At 69.7% G+C, this 16,322-nt stretch carries 15 protein-coding genes; 7 read left to right on the forward strand and 8 right to left on the reverse strand.

All coding sequences use genetic code 11. The features are described 5' to 3' along the window. From A3IC_RS59000 to A3IC_RS63225, 5 genes are all read left to right on the forward strand, one after another. Nucleotides 1-3,420 (forward strand): toxin glutamine deamidase domain-containing protein (locus A3IC_RS59000; protein WP_040877863.1); only part of this gene is annotated, 3,420 nt, incomplete at its 5' end. Nucleotides 3,421-3,422: 2 nt separating this feature from the next. Continuing rightward, nucleotides 3,423-3,911 (forward strand): SMI1/KNR4 family protein, encoded by a 489-nt coding sequence (locus A3IC_RS0138580; protein ID WP_020555419.1) that lies wholly within the window; start codon nucleotides 3,423-3,425, stop codon nucleotides 3,909-3,911. A gap of 65 nt (nucleotides 3,912-3,976) precedes the next feature. Next, complete coding sequence (locus tag A3IC_RS59005; protein WP_020555420.1) at nucleotides 3,977-4,984, forward strand: HNH endonuclease; 1,008 nt, start codon at nucleotides 3,977-3,979, stop codon at nucleotides 4,982-4,984. A gap of 32 nt (nucleotides 4,985-5,016) precedes the next feature. Then, nucleotides 5,017-5,439, forward strand: a complete 423-nt coding sequence (locus A3IC_RS0138590; RefSeq protein ID WP_020555421.1) for a YwqJ-related putative deaminase — start codon at nucleotides 5,017-5,019, stop codon at nucleotides 5,437-5,439. Continuing rightward, nucleotides 5,436-6,179 carry an SUKH-3 domain-containing protein gene (locus tag A3IC_RS63225; RefSeq protein ID WP_052174006.1) on the forward strand — a complete coding sequence of 248 codons (744 nt, stop codon included), beginning with the start codon at nucleotides 5,436-5,438 and terminating at the stop codon, nucleotides 6,177-6,179. Before A3IC_RS0138590 ends, A3IC_RS63225 begins: the two co-directional genes overlap by 4 nt. Nucleotides 6,180-6,271: 92 nt before the next feature. On the opposite strand, the gene A3IC_RS70345 is transcribed toward A3IC_RS63225, so the two are convergent. The 3 genes from A3IC_RS70345 to A3IC_RS0138610 form a co-directional block, all read right to left on the reverse strand. Further along, a complete protein-coding gene (locus A3IC_RS70345; protein ID WP_020555423.1) occupies nucleotides 6,272-7,939 on the reverse strand; it encodes a DUF6114 domain-containing protein in 1,668 nt (555 codons plus the stop codon). Between the two features lie 76 nt (nucleotides 7,940-8,015). Beyond that, nucleotides 8,016-8,651 carry a DUF6230 family protein gene (locus tag A3IC_RS0138605; RefSeq protein WP_020555424.1) on the reverse strand — a complete coding sequence of 212 codons (636 nt, stop codon included), beginning with the start codon at nucleotides 8,649-8,651 and terminating at the stop codon, nucleotides 8,016-8,018. Between the two features lie 469 nt (nucleotides 8,652-9,120). Further along, a complete protein-coding gene (locus A3IC_RS0138610; protein ID WP_020555425.1) occupies nucleotides 9,121-10,074 on the reverse strand; it encodes a tetratricopeptide repeat protein in 954 nt (317 codons plus the stop codon). Between the two features lie 290 nt (nucleotides 10,075-10,364). On the opposite strand from A3IC_RS0138610, the gene A3IC_RS0138615 reads away from it, so the two are divergent. Next, entirely contained in the window at nucleotides 10,365-10,988 is a 624-nt protein-coding gene (locus A3IC_RS0138615; protein ID WP_020555426.1) for a TetR/AcrR family transcriptional regulator, read from the forward strand. A gap of 159 nt (nucleotides 10,989-11,147) precedes the next feature. On the opposite strand, the gene icmA is transcribed toward A3IC_RS0138615, so the two are convergent. The 4 genes from icmA to A3IC_RS0138635 form a co-directional block, all read right to left on the reverse strand. Further along, nucleotides 11,148-12,764 carry a coenzyme B12-dependent isobutyryl-CoA mutase large subunit gene (icmA, locus tag A3IC_RS0138620; protein ID WP_425387383.1) on the reverse strand — a complete coding sequence of 539 codons (1,617 nt, stop codon included), beginning with the start codon at nucleotides 12,762-12,764 and terminating at the stop codon, nucleotides 11,148-11,150. A gap of 279 nt (nucleotides 12,765-13,043) precedes the next feature. Further along, complete coding sequence (locus A3IC_RS0138625) at nucleotides 13,044-13,361, reverse strand: DUF3817 domain-containing protein (RefSeq protein ID WP_020555428.1); 318 nt, start codon at nucleotides 13,359-13,361, stop codon at nucleotides 13,044-13,046. A 113-nt stretch (nucleotides 13,362-13,474) separates the two neighbouring features. Continuing rightward, nucleotides 13,475-13,801: a DUF3817 domain-containing protein gene (locus A3IC_RS0138630; protein WP_026219233.1), complete on the reverse strand. Its 327-nt coding sequence runs from the start codon at nucleotides 13,799-13,801 to the stop codon at nucleotides 13,475-13,477. 176 nt (nucleotides 13,802-13,977) lie between these two features. After that, nucleotides 13,978-14,553 carry a MarR family winged helix-turn-helix transcriptional regulator gene (locus tag A3IC_RS0138635; protein ID WP_020555430.1) on the reverse strand — a complete coding sequence of 192 codons (576 nt, stop codon included), beginning with the start codon at nucleotides 14,551-14,553 and terminating at the stop codon, nucleotides 13,978-13,980. A gap of 170 nt (nucleotides 14,554-14,723) precedes the next feature. On the opposite strand from A3IC_RS0138635, the gene A3IC_RS0138640 reads away from it, so the two are divergent. Beyond that, complete coding sequence (locus A3IC_RS0138640; protein ID WP_020555431.1) at nucleotides 14,724-15,224, forward strand: MarR family winged helix-turn-helix transcriptional regulator; 501 nt, start codon at nucleotides 14,724-14,726, stop codon at nucleotides 15,222-15,224. A 56-nt stretch (nucleotides 15,225-15,280) separates the two neighbouring features. Here the strand turns inward: A3IC_RS0138640 and meaB are convergent, their stop codons facing one another. Beyond that, nucleotides 15,281-16,234, reverse strand: coding sequence for a methylmalonyl Co-A mutase-associated GTPase MeaB (gene meaB / locus A3IC_RS0138645; protein ID WP_020555432.1), 954 nt, complete (start codon nucleotides 16,232-16,234; stop codon nucleotides 15,281-15,283). Nucleotides 16,235-16,322: the final 88 nt, after the last annotated feature.

The raw sequence follows: 16,322 nt of genomic DNA on the forward strand, positions 1-16,322 counted from the left end.
ACGAGCGCGGACACGAGCCCGGATCCGACTGCGGATCCCACGCCGGACACGAGCGCGGACACGAGCCCGGATCCGACTGCGGATCCCACGCCGGAGCCCGCATCGCAGGCCCGTCCGGACACCCGGCCGGACCCGACGCCCGACGACTCCCCCGACGGCACCCCGGACGCCGGGCCGGATACCGACCCCCGTCAGGACACCACGCCGGACCCGTCCGCCGACCCGGCACCGGATCGCGACCTCGCCCCGGCCGCGGACCCGGTCGGGGACCAGGACGTGAGCCCGACGCCGGACGCACACACCGACCCCACGCCGGACCGGGCGCACCAGGACACCGCGCCCGACACGACCCCCGACCGGCCGGTCGACCAGGTGTCGGAGCAGACCTCCGACACGACACCCGATGGGCACCTCGCCCCGGACCAGGACACGGATCCGACCCCCGACGACCCCGCCGGTCGGCCGGACCCGGCCTCCCACCCGACCGGGGACCCGACGCCCACCCCGGCTCGGGACGGCAACGGCGACACCACCGTCGACGCGCCCGCGCAGCCGGGCGGACCGCTCACCACGACGACGCCCGGCGCACCGGTGCGGCCGAACCAGGCGGGCCCGTTCCGCGGCACGATCCAACGCCTCGGCGACCGCATGCGGGGTCTTTTCGGCCAGGGCCCGAACGTCGCGACCACCCCGAGCCACACCGCTCCGGCGGCTCCGCCGCCGCATCAGCCCGGCCCGTACCACCAGAACACCAACGCACCGTCCCCCTACAACGCGACGCCGTACGGCAACGGCCCGGTCGCGAACAACCCATACGCGCAGCCCATGCCGCACCCCACTACGCCGATCTCCCCCACCAGCCCGATCGCGAACCGCCCGCCGCTGTCCGCATCGCGTCCGTTCAACCGGCCCGGCGGCCTGCTCCCGCCCAACTGGAGCGACGCTGCCGCGCTGAACAACGCGATCCCGCGTAATCCCGACGGCACTCCCGTGGTACATCCGGACCCGCGAAACGGCAGATGGTTCCGGCTGCAAAACGACGGCGGCATCCAGGTCCCCGGCCGAAACATCAACTGCCTGGACGGCGTATTGGCCTTCGGCAACACCTGGTTCGGGCGTCCGGAGGTGTCCGCCGCCCGTATGCCGGGCGAGAACACCGGTGAGACCAACGGCCCCGCACGCATGGCGCAGGAGACGAACGGGACCTGGAACCAGCTGGGCGTCAACCCGGACGGCACGATCAACCCCGATGCCGGGTTCGCCCAGTTGGAAGCGACGCTGCGGGCCTCCGGACCCGGCTCGATCTCCTACATCGTCACCGAGTGGCCGCCGCGGCATGAGGTGCAACCGGACGGCTCGGTCGAGGTCGTGCGCAGCTCGCACGCCTGGGCCGCGATCAACGTGGGCGGCGAAGTCCTCTATGTCGACCCGCAGACGAACCAGATCGCGACCCATCCGCAGCCGAACGCGATAAGCGTCTACGCCATCACGCTGGACGCGAACGCCCGACCGGTATCCATGTCGCCCCCGCCGGTCACCCAGCCCGTCGCAACGCCGCCGCCTCCGCTGCCGTACAACCAGCAGATCAACCCGTACAACCAACAGCCGGTGCAGCCCACCCCGTACACCCAGCAACCGCCGCCGTACGCACAGCCGCACCACCAGCAACCGGTACAAACGAACCCGTACACCCAGCAACCGGTGCAGCCGAACCCGTACACCCAGCAGCAGCAACCGCCGTACGCGCAGCCTGCGCCCCACCACCAGGCCCCGGTGCAGCCCGGCCCGTACAACCAGCAGCAGCAACCGGGCCCGTATCACCAGCCGCCGCAGGAACCGGGGCCCTACAACCAACCCGCCCCGCACCAGCAGCAGCCGGTGCAAAACAACCCGTACAACCAGCAGCCGATCCAACTCGGCCCGGTCCACCCGACGCCGCAGAACCCGCCGCCGGTCCAACCCGCGCCGCACCAGCAGCAGCCGGTCCAGACGGGCCCGGTCCACCCGACGCCGCACAACCAACAGCCGGTCCAGACGGGCCCCGTCCACCCCGCGCCGCACAACCCGCCGCCGGTCCAACCCGCCCCGCACCAACAGCAGCCGTTCCAGACCGGCCCCGTCCACCCCGCGCCGCACAACCCGCCGCCCGGCGACCTGCCGCAGAACGTCACGGGTCCGATGCCGGGCTCGGCACCGAATCCGAACGGGGGCACCACGCCCGGCGGGGGCCCGAACACGACGCCGGCCACCCCGCCGCCGCCGAGGCACGCCCAGAACAATCCGCCCGCTCCGATCGACACGACGCCGCCGCTGGCGTCGCCGATGCGGCCGAACCCGAGGCCGCTCGGCGAGCCCGCGACCACGGCGAGCCCGACCGGCGACCGGCCGACCACGCACGACGGTCGGCGCGACGACGTCGAGCGCGAGGTCGCCGCGTACATGGCGACCCGGCCGGCGGCGACGAATTTCGATCCGAACGCCGCGGCGAATCCCAACCCCACGCCCAATAACAACAACAGCACCACCCCCACCAACCCGAACCCGCCCAAGCCCGAGGACGTTCAAGGCGGCCAGTCGCCCTACGACCTCAACGTCACCCGAGACCCGTCCTTCATGGCGGACCGCTCGAACCTGACCTGGGACACCAACCGCGGCAACGCCGAGTTCGAAATGCCGCAGACCGTGCGTTCGAACAACCCGCACCCGGACACGGGCGCGCCGCCGCGGACCAACCTCGACCGGGCGAAGCTGCTGCGCATGTTCGACGCGGCCGGGATCGACGCGCTCGTCAACCACCCGACGCCCGAAGACCTCACCAGCGCCGAGCGGCAGGCCCGCGATGAGTTCGACCGACTGCTGCGCGGGGACGACGGGGCATTGCTGACCGGGTCCGACCTGGCCGACCGCCGCAACGAGTTGGCCGCGCGCGGCCGGGACATGACCGGCGCCGGCCGATTCCCGATCAACTCGGGTTACGCCGGCCAGATAGTGCACTTCGCGAGCCCGACGCTGGACAACCATTTCCCCGACGGCGTCTACATCAATCTCCAGGGTTATCCGGACTTCACGCCGTATGCGGTGCGCACGATCAATCTCCCGCATACCGTCGTCGCACCGCCCAAGCGCAGCGATTTCCCGCCCGGCCGACAGGGTACGAAGGATTTCAAGGACGCTCGCGCGGAGGCGAACGACAAACAGCGCAAGCTGGATATTGCGCAGGCCAATGCCGAATTCCGGCGCGATCCGATGTGGGCCACCGCCCGACCCGGTCGCAGCGCGCCGGGATACGTCTGGCATCACGTCGAGGGCACACGCACCATGATGCTCATACCGTTCGCAGTACACTACGCGGTGAAACATCACGGTGGGATCGCCAGCGCCATGGCCCCCAATACCTCGACCGGCAACCCGGGAGTCTAGCAGTGACCGTCGAATTGACGCCGCGAGGAACACTCTCGGAAGCAGCCCTGCGCGAACTCGAAGGGAAACTCGGGTTCGCCCTGCCGGCCGAATATCGGGCCTGGTTGGCCGCGACCAATGGGGCTGATTTCCCGGTCGCCGCCCAGCTCATGCCACATGGTCTGGATCCCGAGGACGATCTCTACGGATATCGAACCGGCGGGGATCTGCAGACCGAGTTGCTCTACGCCCACGGCTATTGCCGGGATGTTCTCACCCTGGACTATCTGCCGGTCACCCGACTCACCACCGGAATCGTGGCGATCAAGGTCACCGAACCGGAATGCGGGTCGCTCTGGTACTGGAGCGAATCGACGCTCGACACCGACGAGGAATACACCCCGGAATACATCTCGGCCAATAATCTGCGCAAGGTGGCCGATACATTCGCCCGATTCCTGGAGCTGTGGGAGATCGATCCGACCTCCCCGTTCCTGGATTCCGAGTCCTGAGGCGGGAGCGATGACACACCGCCCCGCCCCGACGGAATACCGGACATGAAGGAGAGGACCGCAGCATGACCGACACCGGCACCGAGCACGGCGGCTCTCCGGCCGCCGAATTCGCGGGTTCGATCGTCGATTTCGGCCGCACGTCGCGCAGCCGGGTATACCCGGACGGTATCTTCGTCGACCTCTACGGATTCCCGGACTTCCTGCCGTATGCGCGAATGGTGATCGAGACCGGCCCGGTACCGCCGGGCCTGGGCATCGACGAGGCCCGGGTCACCGACGTACTGGCCGCCAACCTCGCGGCGGCCGGCACCGGCGACCCGCTGTACGCCGACGTGGCCGAGACCGCGACTCCGCGCGGGTGGACCTGGCACCACGCGCCGCACGAACGCCGGCTCCTCCTGGTCCCGGTCGACGTCAAGAACGCGCTCCGCCACCACGGCGGCGTGGCCACGATGACCGTCGACCGGGATCGCACCGGCCTGTGGAGCCCGGCCGAACAGGCCCGGGTGCCGGCCCGCCTCCGGGTGGGCCGGCCGCTCTCCGACGCCGATCTGACCCACCTGGAGAACAAGTACCTCAAGTACCGGCTCCCGCACGCCTACCGGGCACTGCTGATCGACAACGGCGGCGGCGCGCCGCCCCGACCGGCCGTGCACATGCGCCACGGGTTCGTACTGGACCAGCAGTTCTTCAACCTCTACGGCGAGTACGACCCCTACGATCTGCTCGACGTCGCGGCCCGCCTCACCGATCGACTGACCGCCGATTTCCTGGCCGTCGCGTGGGTGCAGGGCGGTGCCCTGGTGCTCAAGACGCAAGGGGTGGACGCCGGTTCGGTCTGGTACTGGGACAACGACGATCGGTATGCCCGACAAGGCGACTCCCCCGAGGCGACCGTCGGCCTGTTGTCCCGGCTCGCCGACGACGTCACCACGCTGCTGACCGACGAGCTGATCCAAGTGCCGGGCGAACTCGACGAGATCGCCCGCACCGCGGTTGCCGGCGGGCACTACCGACCGGTGGTCGCCGACCGCGCGGGCGCGGGTCTGCCCGCCGACCTGCGTCCCTGACGCGGCATCACGAAGGGAACGGACGAAGACTGATGTTCGACAATCTGCTGCCGCCCGGCGTCGGTGCGGCGTTGCAACGCCCCGGCATGGAGCCGATGACGGCGGTCAGCGCGCACACCACGATCGTGGACCTGCACCCAGCCGTGGCCGCGCTGCTCGACCGCACCGAGCCCGCGATGCGCTCGGTGTTCCACGGGCGGTGCCCCGACGCCCTGTTGTTGTCCCAGGTCGCCGTCGAGGCCGAGGCGTCGTTGGCCGCCGAGGGCACGCAAAACCCCGATCACGAGGTCGTGCTCGACCGGATGCGGCACCTGCTCCGCGGCGCGGCGCTGGCCGCGATCCTGCTGCGCGAGCCGAACGACCCGGCGCACGAACGGCCGATCCCGCCCTGCTCGTCCTGCGCGCCCGCGCTGGCGGCCCTGGAGGTCGCGATCCTGGAGGTGCCCGCGTCATGAGCGATCGTTTTCCCGAGGCCGTGACCCAGGCCCTCACGGCCACCGGCTGGCAACCCGGCATTCACATCCCGGAAGAGGAACTCCTGCGCTGGTACCGGGCGTTGGGCACGGCCGGGATCGACGTCCCGCCGAGCGCGATCAAGGCGCTGTGGGAGTTCGGCGGCATGACGGTGCATCAGTACGGTCCCGGCGTGGACATGTCCCGGATGCCGTTCCGGATCGACCCACTGGTCGGGCTGTACGCGGGCGACCTGCTCGCCGCGTACGGCGCGGCGCTGGGCCGGCCGCTGACCCCGGTCGGCGAATACGACCTGGGCCGCGGCCGGTTGGCGATGGATCCGCGCGGTGCGGTGTACCTGTGGTGGGGCGATCTGTGGCACGTGGCCGACACCTTCGACAGCGCGCTGATCGCGCTGATCGAGGGCCGCCGGCCGACCCGCCTGAACCTGGCACCGGCCGACGCGCCGCTGCCGCCACGGCCGATCGACGAGCGTGAGGCCCGGGACAAGGCCCGTCGGCATGTGGTGGGCGGGGGTCCGAACGCGCCGACCGACTTCGTGATGACCGAGTTCGAGTACGGCTGGCTGGTCCAGGCGATCTACGCGAACCCCGACCCGATGGCCAACATAGGCGCGGGCCAGTGGATCGTGGACCGCCGCAACGGCCGCGTGACGTTGTGGCCGAGCCTGCCCACCGAGAACGTTCTGGCCATGTTCCGCGAACGCTACGTGGACGCGTAGCCCCTGCCCGCACACCGGCCGTGAACGCCGATGCGCCCCGGAACCGCGTGGGTTCCGGGGCGCATCGCGTGGTGGCGATCGGCGGAGCCGAGTCACTGTCGAAGGTGATCCTTGTTGATCCCGTACCCGGGTATGTGCATCCGACCACCCAACTGTGCGTACATCGCGGACTCCACGTTGGTGAAGAACACGACGGGCACGTTGATCGGCGGCGGACTGTCCGGGGTGAAAGTGATCGGAACGACTCCGAAGATGTTGCCCTTGAGGTACTTGACGTACATCGTCGTCTTCGTATCCGCTTCCATCCAGGACTTGCTGCCCTCCCGGGCCGTGATGGCGACGTCCCTACCCGACGCCTCCTTCACGGTCATGGACAGGTTCCAGATGTCGATCCCCTTCGAAACCGTGAACTTCAGTGCCGGTTCCTCGGTCCCTTGGAGGGTCTTGACCTTCACCACACCCTCGTAGTTCAGACCCGCCATCGCCAGCAGATTGGATCTGAGCACGAACGGGTCGACCGCGACCGGCGGTTCGCCGGACCCGGCCTTGGCGTCGACCGGGCCCTTGATCGGGCACGGAAAGGGCGTTTTGCCAGCCGTCGGCTTGGCCGAGGACAACGTGGCGGACGGTTTCGCCGACGTCGTCGCGGACCGGGTCGCGGCCTTGCCGGAGGGAGTGGCCGAAGCCGCCGACGCGGGCTGCGTGTTCGTCGCGAGCGTCGACGGCGCAGCCGCCGGCGCGGTCGACGCCGTGGACGGGAGCATGTTCCCGGGCAACCCGAGTCCCGGGAGCCCGGGCAGGGCCACCTCGGGCAGTTTCAGTTCGGGCAACTCGAGCTCGGGCAACTTCGGTTCCGGCGTCCGTCCTTGCGGCGACCTCAACTCCGCCGCCCTGGTTTCGGCTGCCGGGCTTGGCGCTGCCGCAGCAGGTTGCCCCGCCTTGCCGACTGACGTCGAGGCCACCGATTCGCCGGGCGCGGTGCTCGGCGGCGCGCTCGCCGTGCTCGGCGGCGCCGACGTGCTCGACGAGGTCGTGGGACTCGCCGAAACACACGGACCGTCCGCGTACGGGTTGCTCGGCAGTTCATCGCTGGGCGACGCCTGGGCGATGCCGACGACACCGACCACGCCGATCATGGCCGTCGCGATCGTCGCCAGCGCCAGGCGCGGCGAAACCGCCCCTGGGGCACCGTCACCGGGCCGGTCGGTCTCCGACCCGGTCGATGCTTCCCCCGAGGCATCAGGGGCCTTTCCGTTCAGAGCCTGCGCGAGGAAGCCGTCCTCGACCAAGGTTTCCTGGGGAACGCGTTCGCCCCCGGTGCCGCCCTCGTCGTCCTCATCCGAGCGGTCCTCGCCGGCTTCCTCTTCCGCCGGCAGGAATACCCACGAGATCGCGAGCGTGCCGCCGATCAGGCCGAACAACATCCCGACGAAGAATCCGCCGAATGTGGCGACGACGAACGACACGAGCGACACGAGGATCACGAAGATCCCGATGTAGACCCTGGCCTTGGGATTCAGCCAGATCGCGATCCCGGACAGGATCAGGATCGCGCCGATGAAGATCGCCGAGACGCCACCCATCTGGGTGATCTTGAAGGTGATGTCACCGGCGCTGAGCGTTGCGTAGGGCGCCCACAGGATCGGGCCGGAACCCAGGATCGTGAAGAGCCCGGCCCAGAAGGGCCGTTCCTTCCGCCACCTCCGAAACGCCTGCCATCCACGTCCCAGCGCGCTGGGTTGCCGCTGTTCTGCGGTCACTCTCGACTCCCTGAAGTGTTGCTGCGGTATCGCGGACCGGCTGCGGGCGGACCTGCCCCCCGCAGCCGACGATGCGTCAGAAGCACTCCAGGCTCGGGCCGCCGACCTTCAGGTGCAGGTCGTTGAGCCAGAACTTGCCTGCCTGGACCATCCACGCGGACTGGTTCACGTTGGTGAACTTCGCCTTGGTGGCCTGTTGGCCGAACATGTTCGGGGCGCCGTTGCCGATGTCCTTGGGACCCTTGGCCCACGGGACGCCGTTGTCCTTGCCCATGGTCGACGCGTCCACGCCGATGTCGATGTTCTCGAAGTAGGCGTCACCGTCGAGCGAATCCATCGAGAGCGTCATGTTCTCGGCCTTCGCGGGCCGACCGTTCCCACCCGCCTTGATCTGCATGACGAGCGGAGTGCCGGGCACGCGCACCGACTGACACATGTTGGTGATCTGCGCGGTGCCGAGCGCCGCCGTGGCCACCGGAACGTCGGCGCCGTTCTTGCGCTTGAGCGCCTCGCCGTACTGCGAGAAGTCGGTCGCGTCCATCTCGTCCGCGTGCACCTTGAAGTTGCCACCGGACACCGTGATGTTGACCGGCACAACACCGTTGGCGACCCCCGCGAACACACCGACGGTCATCGCCGCGACCGGTATGAGGGTGATGCCGAACCGCTTCCAGCGAGTCTTGCCGCTACCCGCCTGAACCTTCTTGTCCATGGTCCTCCTCGGGACAGAATCCCCTCCTCATGCGGACCAGGGCCGCACGTGGCGGGGCATGGAGGGAGGGCCTGCCTGTCCTGGGACGGACCGGCACGGCCTGGATGGGGAGGTCCGCGTCCGAGCCACCGACCGGCTGCCGGGGCGAATGGGACACGGATCGAGCGGCCCGATCATCTTTCACGACCGGGTCGGCACACAAGAGGTTCGTTACCGGCGAGTAACGCCGACTTGGGGACAGCACCCTTCGCCGCATCACAGCGCGACGCCGGCGCCGGCACAGGCCATCCGATTTCATCGGATTAGTCCATTGAAAGGTCACCTGTAAGTGACCAAATGCCACGCAGGGCCAGGGATATGTCCCTTAGTCAAAGATGGGTAAAGACAAAGCCCCGGCCGCTCTCGAGACGAGAACGACCAGGGCTTCATCGACAAGACAAGACGTCCGACGCGGATCGGGGGACCAGGATCAGAAGAGCACGCCCGCAAGCGCCATTCGCGCCTTGGGCACCCTCGGGTCGTCCGCGCCGACGATCTCGAACAGGTCGAGCAGATGCAGGCGCGCCTTGTTCCGGTCCTCGCCCGCGGTCCGCCGCACGGTCTCCACGAGTCGGGCGAACGCCTCGTCCGCCCGGCCGTCCAAGATGTCCAGGTCGGCCGCGAGCGTCTGCGCCGCGACGTCGTCCGGGTGTTCGGCGGCATCCACGCGCGCCTTGTCCGTGTCCACGCCCTGCGTGCGCAGCAGGAGTTCGGTGTTGATCAGACCGAGCTTGGCCTCGGCGTGTGCCGGGTGGTCGGAGATCACGTTCCGGAAGGCCTGGGCCGCGCCGTCCAGATCGCCGGCCTCCAGGGCCTCGTCGGCGGCCGCGAGCAGCGGGTCGCCGGCGGGCTCCTCCTCGGCCTCGGCGGGCGCGTCGGCGGGCTCGCCGTCGACCACGACGCCGGTCAGGCCGAATCGCTCCTCACCGAGTTGCACGAGTTGATCCAGCACCTGCCGGGCCTGCTGCTCGGGTACCACGCCCTGGAACAGCGGTGCGAGTTGACCACCCAGGACCGCCATCACGGCGGGAATGCCCTGAATGCCGAACTCCTGGGCGAGACGCGGGTTGGCGTCGACATCGATCTTGGCGAGCACGAAGCGGCCGGCGTACTCCTCGGCCAGGCGCTCCAACAGCGGGCTCAGCTGTTTGCACGGCTGGCACCACTCGGCCCAGAAGTCGATCACTACGGGGGCCTGTTGGGAGAGCGCGAGCACCTCGGTCTCGAAGGTGGCCTCGGTGACGTCGATGACGACCCGTTGGGCACCGGACGCGGCGGCGGGCTTCCCGGCCGGCGCGGCCGCACGCTTGGCGGCGTTGTCGGCGGCGGCCTTGACCGCGCCGAGGTCGACTACTCCGCGCATGGACATGTTCCGTGGCTGCATGTAGACATCTTCCCCCGAGAGCAAGCCGAACGATGCACGGGGCGACTCACGGGTGCACGTCGATGCCTCGTCGCGCCCCGGTCCCCGCAGGATGCGGGCCCGGGACGGACGACGACCCTTGACGGGCCGTCAGTCGCGATCGTGTGCTCGAATCCCCATCCAGGCACTGCGATTCGCTACGGCTCGTAGCGTAAGGGGAGCGTCGGGGAGAATGCGACCGTAGGATCCGTAATGGCGGATGTGAGTTGCACCACCGCCGCGCACCGTACCAGCCGGTAACATGACCGACCGTGTACCGGGAATCGGCTGGAGACCAGGCGGACGAGCCGCCCACGCAGCGCAAGGGACGCCCGCGCAGCACCACCGCGGACGACGCGATCCTGGACGCGGCGCGCTCGCTGCTGGCCGACGGCGGATGGGCCGGGTTGACCATGGGGGACGTCGCCGCGCGGGCGGGAGTGGCCAAGACCACGCTGTACCGCCGCTGGCACTCCAAGCACGACCTGGCCATCGCCGCGGTCACGGAGATGCTCGGCACACTCGACCTGCCGGATCAGGGTCCGGACCTGCGCGCGGACATCGAGGACGTGGTCCGCCGCTTCGCCGCGCTCCTGGGCCGCCCGGAGATGCGCACGGCCCTGATGGGCCTGGTCGCCGACTCCACCAGCGACCCGGCCCTGCGGCGCCGCATCCGCGAAGAGGTCGTCGATCCGCAAAAACGCCTCGTCGTCGAGGGCCGCGCCCGCGCCGGGTCCCGAGGCGAGATCACCGCCCCCGGCGACATAGACGTCGACCTGATCTTCGACATCATCGCCGGCACGGTGGTCCAACACATCCTGGTAAGCGCCGAACCCGCCTCCGACGCCTGGGTCCAACGCTTCACCACGTTCGTGGTAGGCGGCATGCTCCCGTAACCCCACCCGACACTCCAAGCACCCGACCAAGCCGAGACGCACTCGGCCCGGCCGGCGCCTGGGGCAATCAGCCCGGCCGGCGCATGAGGCCACCTTGCGCCGCCGGGCCGAGTGCGCGTGAGGCCACCGATGCCGAAGGCGAGGCCGACCGCGACCCCCTCAGAATCGCGCCGGCTCCGTATACGTGCCCCACTCCTCCCGAAGGACATCGCAGATCTCCCCGAGCGTCGCCTCCACCCGAGCCGCCGCCAACATCGGCGGCACCAGATTCCCCGAGCCCCGCGCGACATCCCGCATCGCGGCCAACGCCGCGTTCACCGCCGCCTGGTCCCGCTCGCCCCGCCGCACACCGAGCGCCGACACCTGGTCCCGCTCGACCTCGTGGCTGACCCGCATGATCTCCAGGTCGCCGGTCACCGAACCCTCGTGGCAGTTGACCCCCACCACACGCTTGTCGCCCTTCTCCACCGCCCGCTGATAGCGGAACGCCGACTCGGCGATCTCCCCGGTGAACCACCCGTCCTCGATGCCGCGCAGGATGCCCGACGTCATCGGCCCGATCGGGTGCGGCGACGTCTCGCCCAGCTCGCGGATCCGCGCGAACGTCGCCTCCGCCTCGGCCTCCAGCCGATCCGTGAGCGCCTCGACGTACCAGGACCCGCCCAGCGGGTCGGCCACCGCCGCGACCCCGGTCTCCTCCATCAGCACCTGCTGGGTGCGCAGCGCGATCTCCGCGGCCTGCGCACTGGGCAGTGCCAGCGTCTCGTCCAGCGCGTTGGTGTGCAGCGAGTTGGTGCCGCCGAGCACCGCCGCGAGCGCCTCGACCGCGGTGCGCACCACGTTGTTGTACGGCTGCTGCGCGGTCAGCGAGACACCGGCCGTCTGGGTGTGGAAGCGCAGCCACTGCGCCTTGGCGGTCTTGGCGCCGTACACGTCACGCATCCACCGCGCCCAGATCCGGCGCGCCGCGCGGAACTTGGCGATCTCCTCGAAGAAGTCCACGTGCGCGTCGAAGAAGAACGACAGCCCCGGCCCGAACACGTCCACGTCCATGCCGCGCGACAGGCCCAGTTCGACGTAGCCGAAGCCGTTGGCCAGCGTGTACGCGAGCTCCTGCGCGGCCGTCGCACCGGCCTCGCGGATGTGGTAGCCGGACACCGAAAGTGGCTTGTACGCCGGGATCTCGGCCGCGCAGTACTCCATCAGGTCGCCGATCAGCCGCAGATGCGGCTCGGGAGCGAACAGCCACTCCTTCTGCGCGATGTACTCCTTGAAGATGTCGGTCTGCAGCGTGCCGTTGAGCGCGCCGATGTCCACGCCCTGCCGCTCGGCCGCGACCAGGTACATGCAAAACGCCGGCACCGCCGGGCCCGAGATGGTCATCGACGTGGTCACGTCGCCGAGCGGGATGTCGCGGAAGAGCACATCCATGTCGGCCGCCGAGTCCACCGCGACGCCGCAGTGCCCGACCTCGCCGAGCGAGCGTTCGTCGTCGCTGTCGCGGCCCATCAGGGTGGGCATGTCGAACGCGACCGACAGGCCGCCGCCACCGTTCGCCAGAATCATCCGGTAGCGCTCGTTGGTCTGCTCGGCGTTGCCGAACCCGGCGAACTGCCGGATGGTCCACGCCCGGCCGCGATAGCCGGTCGGGTACAGACCGCGCGTGTAGGGAAACTCGCCCGGCCAGCCGATCCGCTCGAAGCCCTCGTAGGGCTGATCGGCGGGCGGCCCGTAGACCGGCTCCACCTCGAGTTCGGACAGGGTGGTGCGGCGCATGTCCTCGTTGCGGACCTTGTCGTACCGGTCCTGCCAGCGCCGCCGACCCTCTTCGATGTCCTCGGTATTCACGTGGCTCCTGTCCGCTGCCGTCGTCGTAGGACCCATTCCCGCGCGGCACAAGAAAATTACTAGGACGTCCTAGTAAATGTCCACGACCCCGAGCGCGCCCCCGAGACTCGGCCCCGCGCAAGGCCCCGGAAACGCCGAAGCCCCCGACGGGACGTCGGAGGCTTCGAAGGCACGCGGGACCGGGGCGCGCGGCCCGGCGGCGACCGCTCAGGCGGTGGCCGGCGCAGCGGTCGGCTCGACCAGCTTGTGCTTCATCTTGTAGTCGAAGACGAACGGGCCGAACGGCGGAATCGCCGCGATGAAGGCGAGCAGCGTGGTCTTGTTGTCCCACGACAGCTTGGTGCGCACGTCCATCAGGGCCAGCAGGTACAGGATGAACATGACCGCGTGCAGCAGGCCCAGCGGCATGACCAGGTTGATGTCCGAGATCCGGCTCAGCAACGAGCCGAAGACGAGCAGAAGCAGGAACGAACAGCCCTCGGCGATCGAGATCACCTTGAAGCGGCCGACAGCGGTGGAAAGCATGGGGGATCCTCGGGGGAAGCGGATACGTATCGGGCTGACTGCGAGCCGACGACGCGTGCCGAGCGGCCACGAACCGGGCGGACCGGGCAGACGGAGCGGCTGGGGCGGACGGCTCAGGCGGTGGCGCCGGCGGTTTCCAGTCCGCGCTCCCGGACCGCCTCGACGGCCTTGCGCTCGGCGAAGAACGACGCGAGCGGGATCGTGCCGGCGACCATCATCAGCAGCATGCGTTCGAACTTCCACTTCATCTTGCTGCTGAGATCGAACGTGACGACCAGGTAGATCATGAAGAGCAAGCCGTGGGCCTGGCTGACGTAGAGCGTCGCCTTCTCACCCGTGTCGAACCCGTACTTGAGGACCATGCACAGGCACAGGACCAGGAGCATGCACCCGGTGATCCAGGCCATCACCCGGTAACGGGTCAATACGACAGGCTTCACGGCAGCACCTTCGGTAACGGCGGCTTCGACGACCACGTCGACCGCTTTTCACAATGGCGCATGCAGCTTACGTCGCCGGCACCGGGGTCCCCGAATCCGCCCCTCCCCACCGTTATGTGCCGACCGGTACGCACCGGCCGTGCCTCGGCCGAGTCGCACTCCGGGTCGCGCTCCCGCTACGCGTCGGCCGAATCGCGCTCCGCGCGGATCGGCGCCGGCACCGAGGCGTCCTCCGCCGCGGTCTCCTCGACCCGGAAGTCGCCCGCGTCCACCCGCAACACCCGCAGCAGGTCGAACAACTGGGCGCATTGCTCCGGGGTGTACGCGCCGAGCCCGAACTCGCGCGCGGTCAGGTCCCGCGTGGCCCGCTCGGTGACGTCGCGGCCCTTGTCGGTGATCACCGCGAGCACACCCCGCCCGTCGCGCGGGTTCGGCCGGCGGGCGACCAGTTCGGCCTGCTCCAGGCGGTCGATCGTGTTGGTCACACTCGTCGGGTGGACCATCAGCCGCTCACCGATCCGGGACAGCGGCAACGAGCCGGTCCGGCTGAAGGTGAGCAGTACCAGTGCCTCGTAGCGGGCGAAGGTCAGCCCGTACGGCTTGAGCACCGCGTCGGCGCCCGCGAGCAGGATCTGCTGGGCACGCATGATCGAGGTGATGGCGACCATCGGCGGGCACTCCCCCCAGTGCTCTCGCCAGTGCTCGTCGGCACGCGTGATCGGATCGAAGGGGAGATTCAGTGGCTTCGGCACGGGCCGAGCGTAGTGGAGGTTACCCATCGGTCACGTGGCTGTCTCACGTCTCGCGCATACCCCCACGCGTATGCCGCGCGGCCGGCCGTGAGCGCCGGCACGCGACGCGCCGATGGACCGCGACGACCAAAGGTCATTCAATCTTCAACTATTTTCGGTATTCTCTGTACATGACCGAATCCGAGCCCAGGTGGCTGAGCGACGAAGACCAGCGCGTCTGGCGCCGGATCATCGCGGTGATCAACATGCTGCCGCCGCGGTTGGAGCGCGAACTCCAGCGCACGCACGGGTTGTCCCTGCACGACTACCAGATCCTGGTCCAGCTCTCCGAGCACCCGGACCGGGAGGTGCGGCTGAGCGATCTCGCCGAGGCGACGCAGCAGTCCAAGAGCCGGCTCTCGCACCAGATGACCCGGATGGAGAACGCCGGCCTGGTGGCGCGCCGCAACTGTCCCACCGATCGGCGCGGCGCCTTCGCGGTGCTCACCGAGGAGGGTTGGCGAGTGCTCGAAGCCGCGGCGCCCACGCATGTGGAAAGCGTCCGCGAGCACCTGATGGACGTGATGACGCCCGCCCAGAAGCAGATCGTCGGCGAGGCGTTCGGCGCGGTGGCCGACAAACTCCGCCCGGCCACCCGCCCCACGGCCTGCCCGTCCCTGAAACAGCCCTGACCGACCGACCCAACCGAAGCCGGCCCACCCCTCGACCGGGCCGGGCCGACTCGCGACTACTGGCCCCCCAGTCCCGCGATCAACTCGTCCGCGGCCGTATACGGGTCCAGAGCCCCCGAAAGCACCCGCTCGGCAAGCGCGTCGAGCCGCAGGCCGCCCCGTAGATCGCCGATCCGCGCCCGCAGCGCGGTGACCGCGATCGCCTCGACCTCGTCGGCCACCCGGCGCCGGCGCCGGCGGGTCAGCTCACCGCCGGCCTCCATCCAGGCCCGGTGCTTCTCCAGCGCCTCGACCACCTCGTCCACCCCCTCGCCGCGCGAGGCCACCGTCTTGACGATCGGCGGACGCCAGTCCCCCGGCCCGCGTGCCTCGCCCAGCGAGAGCATGTGGCCGAGTTCGCGCGCGGTGGTCGCCGCGCCGTCCCGGTCCGCCTTGTTGACCACGTACAGATCGCCGATCTCCAGGATCCCGGCCTTGGCCGCCTGGATCCCGTCGCCCATCCCGGGCGCGAGCAGCACCACCGTGCTGTCCGCCATCGAGGCGATCTCCACCTCGGACTGACCCACCCCGACGGTCTCCACGATCACCACGTCGCAGCCCGCCGCGTCCAGCACGCGCAGCGCCTGCGGGGTGGACCAGGACAGCCCGCCCAGGTGCCCGCGCGAGGCCATCGAGCGGATGTACACCCCGGGGTCGGTGGCGTGGTCCTGCATCCGCACCCGGTCACCGAGCAGCGCACCGCCGGAGAACGGCGAGGACGGGTCCACCGCGAGCACCCCCACCCGCCGGCCCAGCCGGCGATACGCGCTCACCAGCGCGGTGGTGGAGGTCGACTTGCCCACGCCGGGCGATCCGGTCAGCCCGATCACGTACGCGTTGCCCGCCAGCGGCGCGAGCGCGGCCATCACCTCGCGCAACTTCGGCGACGCGTCCTCGACCAGCGAGATCAACCGGGCGACCGCCCTCGGCCTGCCCTCCCGGGCCTGGGCCACCAACGTCGCGACATCCATCCCCGACCTCATGCGCCACCGCTTCCCTGCTCGGATATGCCGAAACGACCCCGGAGTCGGCGTGGCGCTCCACCGGGGTGTGCGCCAC

The organism is Embleya scabrispora DSM 41855, assembly GCF_000372745.1.
In the GTDB taxonomy this organism is placed as follows: domain Bacteria; phylum Actinomycetota; class Actinomycetes; order Streptomycetales; family Streptomycetaceae; genus Embleya; species Embleya scabrispora.

Coding starts and splice junctions, on each gene's coding strand:
- A3IC_RS0138605 (WP_020555424.1), bottom strand. CDS start 8,651: ATGGACAAGAAGGTTCAGGCGGGTAGCGGCAAGACTCGCTGGAAGCGG.
- A3IC_RS0138590 (WP_020555421.1), top strand. CDS start 5,017: ATGTTCGACAATCTGCTGCCGCCCGGCGTCGGTGCGGCGTTGCAACGC.
- A3IC_RS63225 (WP_052174006.1), top strand. CDS start 5,436: ATGAGCGATCGTTTTCCCGAGGCCGTGACCCAGGCCCTCACGGCCACC.
- A3IC_RS59005 (WP_020555420.1), top strand. CDS start 3,977: ATGACCGACACCGGCACCGAGCACGGCGGCTCTCCGGCCGCCGAATTC.
- A3IC_RS0138610 (WP_020555425.1), bottom strand. CDS start 10,074: ATGCAGCCACGGAACATGTCCATGCGCGGAGTAGTCGACCTCGGCGCG.
- A3IC_RS0138640 (WP_020555431.1), top strand. CDS start 14,724: ATGACCGAATCCGAGCCCAGGTGGCTGAGCGACGAAGACCAGCGCGTC.
- meaB (WP_020555432.1), bottom strand. CDS start 16,234: ATGGATGTCGCGACGTTGGTGGCCCAGGCCCGGGAGGGCAGGCCGAGG.
- A3IC_RS0138625 (WP_020555428.1), bottom strand. CDS start 13,361: ATGCTTTCCACCGCTGTCGGCCGCTTCAAGGTGATCTCGATCGCCGAG.
- icmA (WP_425387383.1), bottom strand. CDS start 12,764: ATGCGCCGCACCACCCTGTCCGAACTCGAGGTGGAGCCGGTCTACGGG.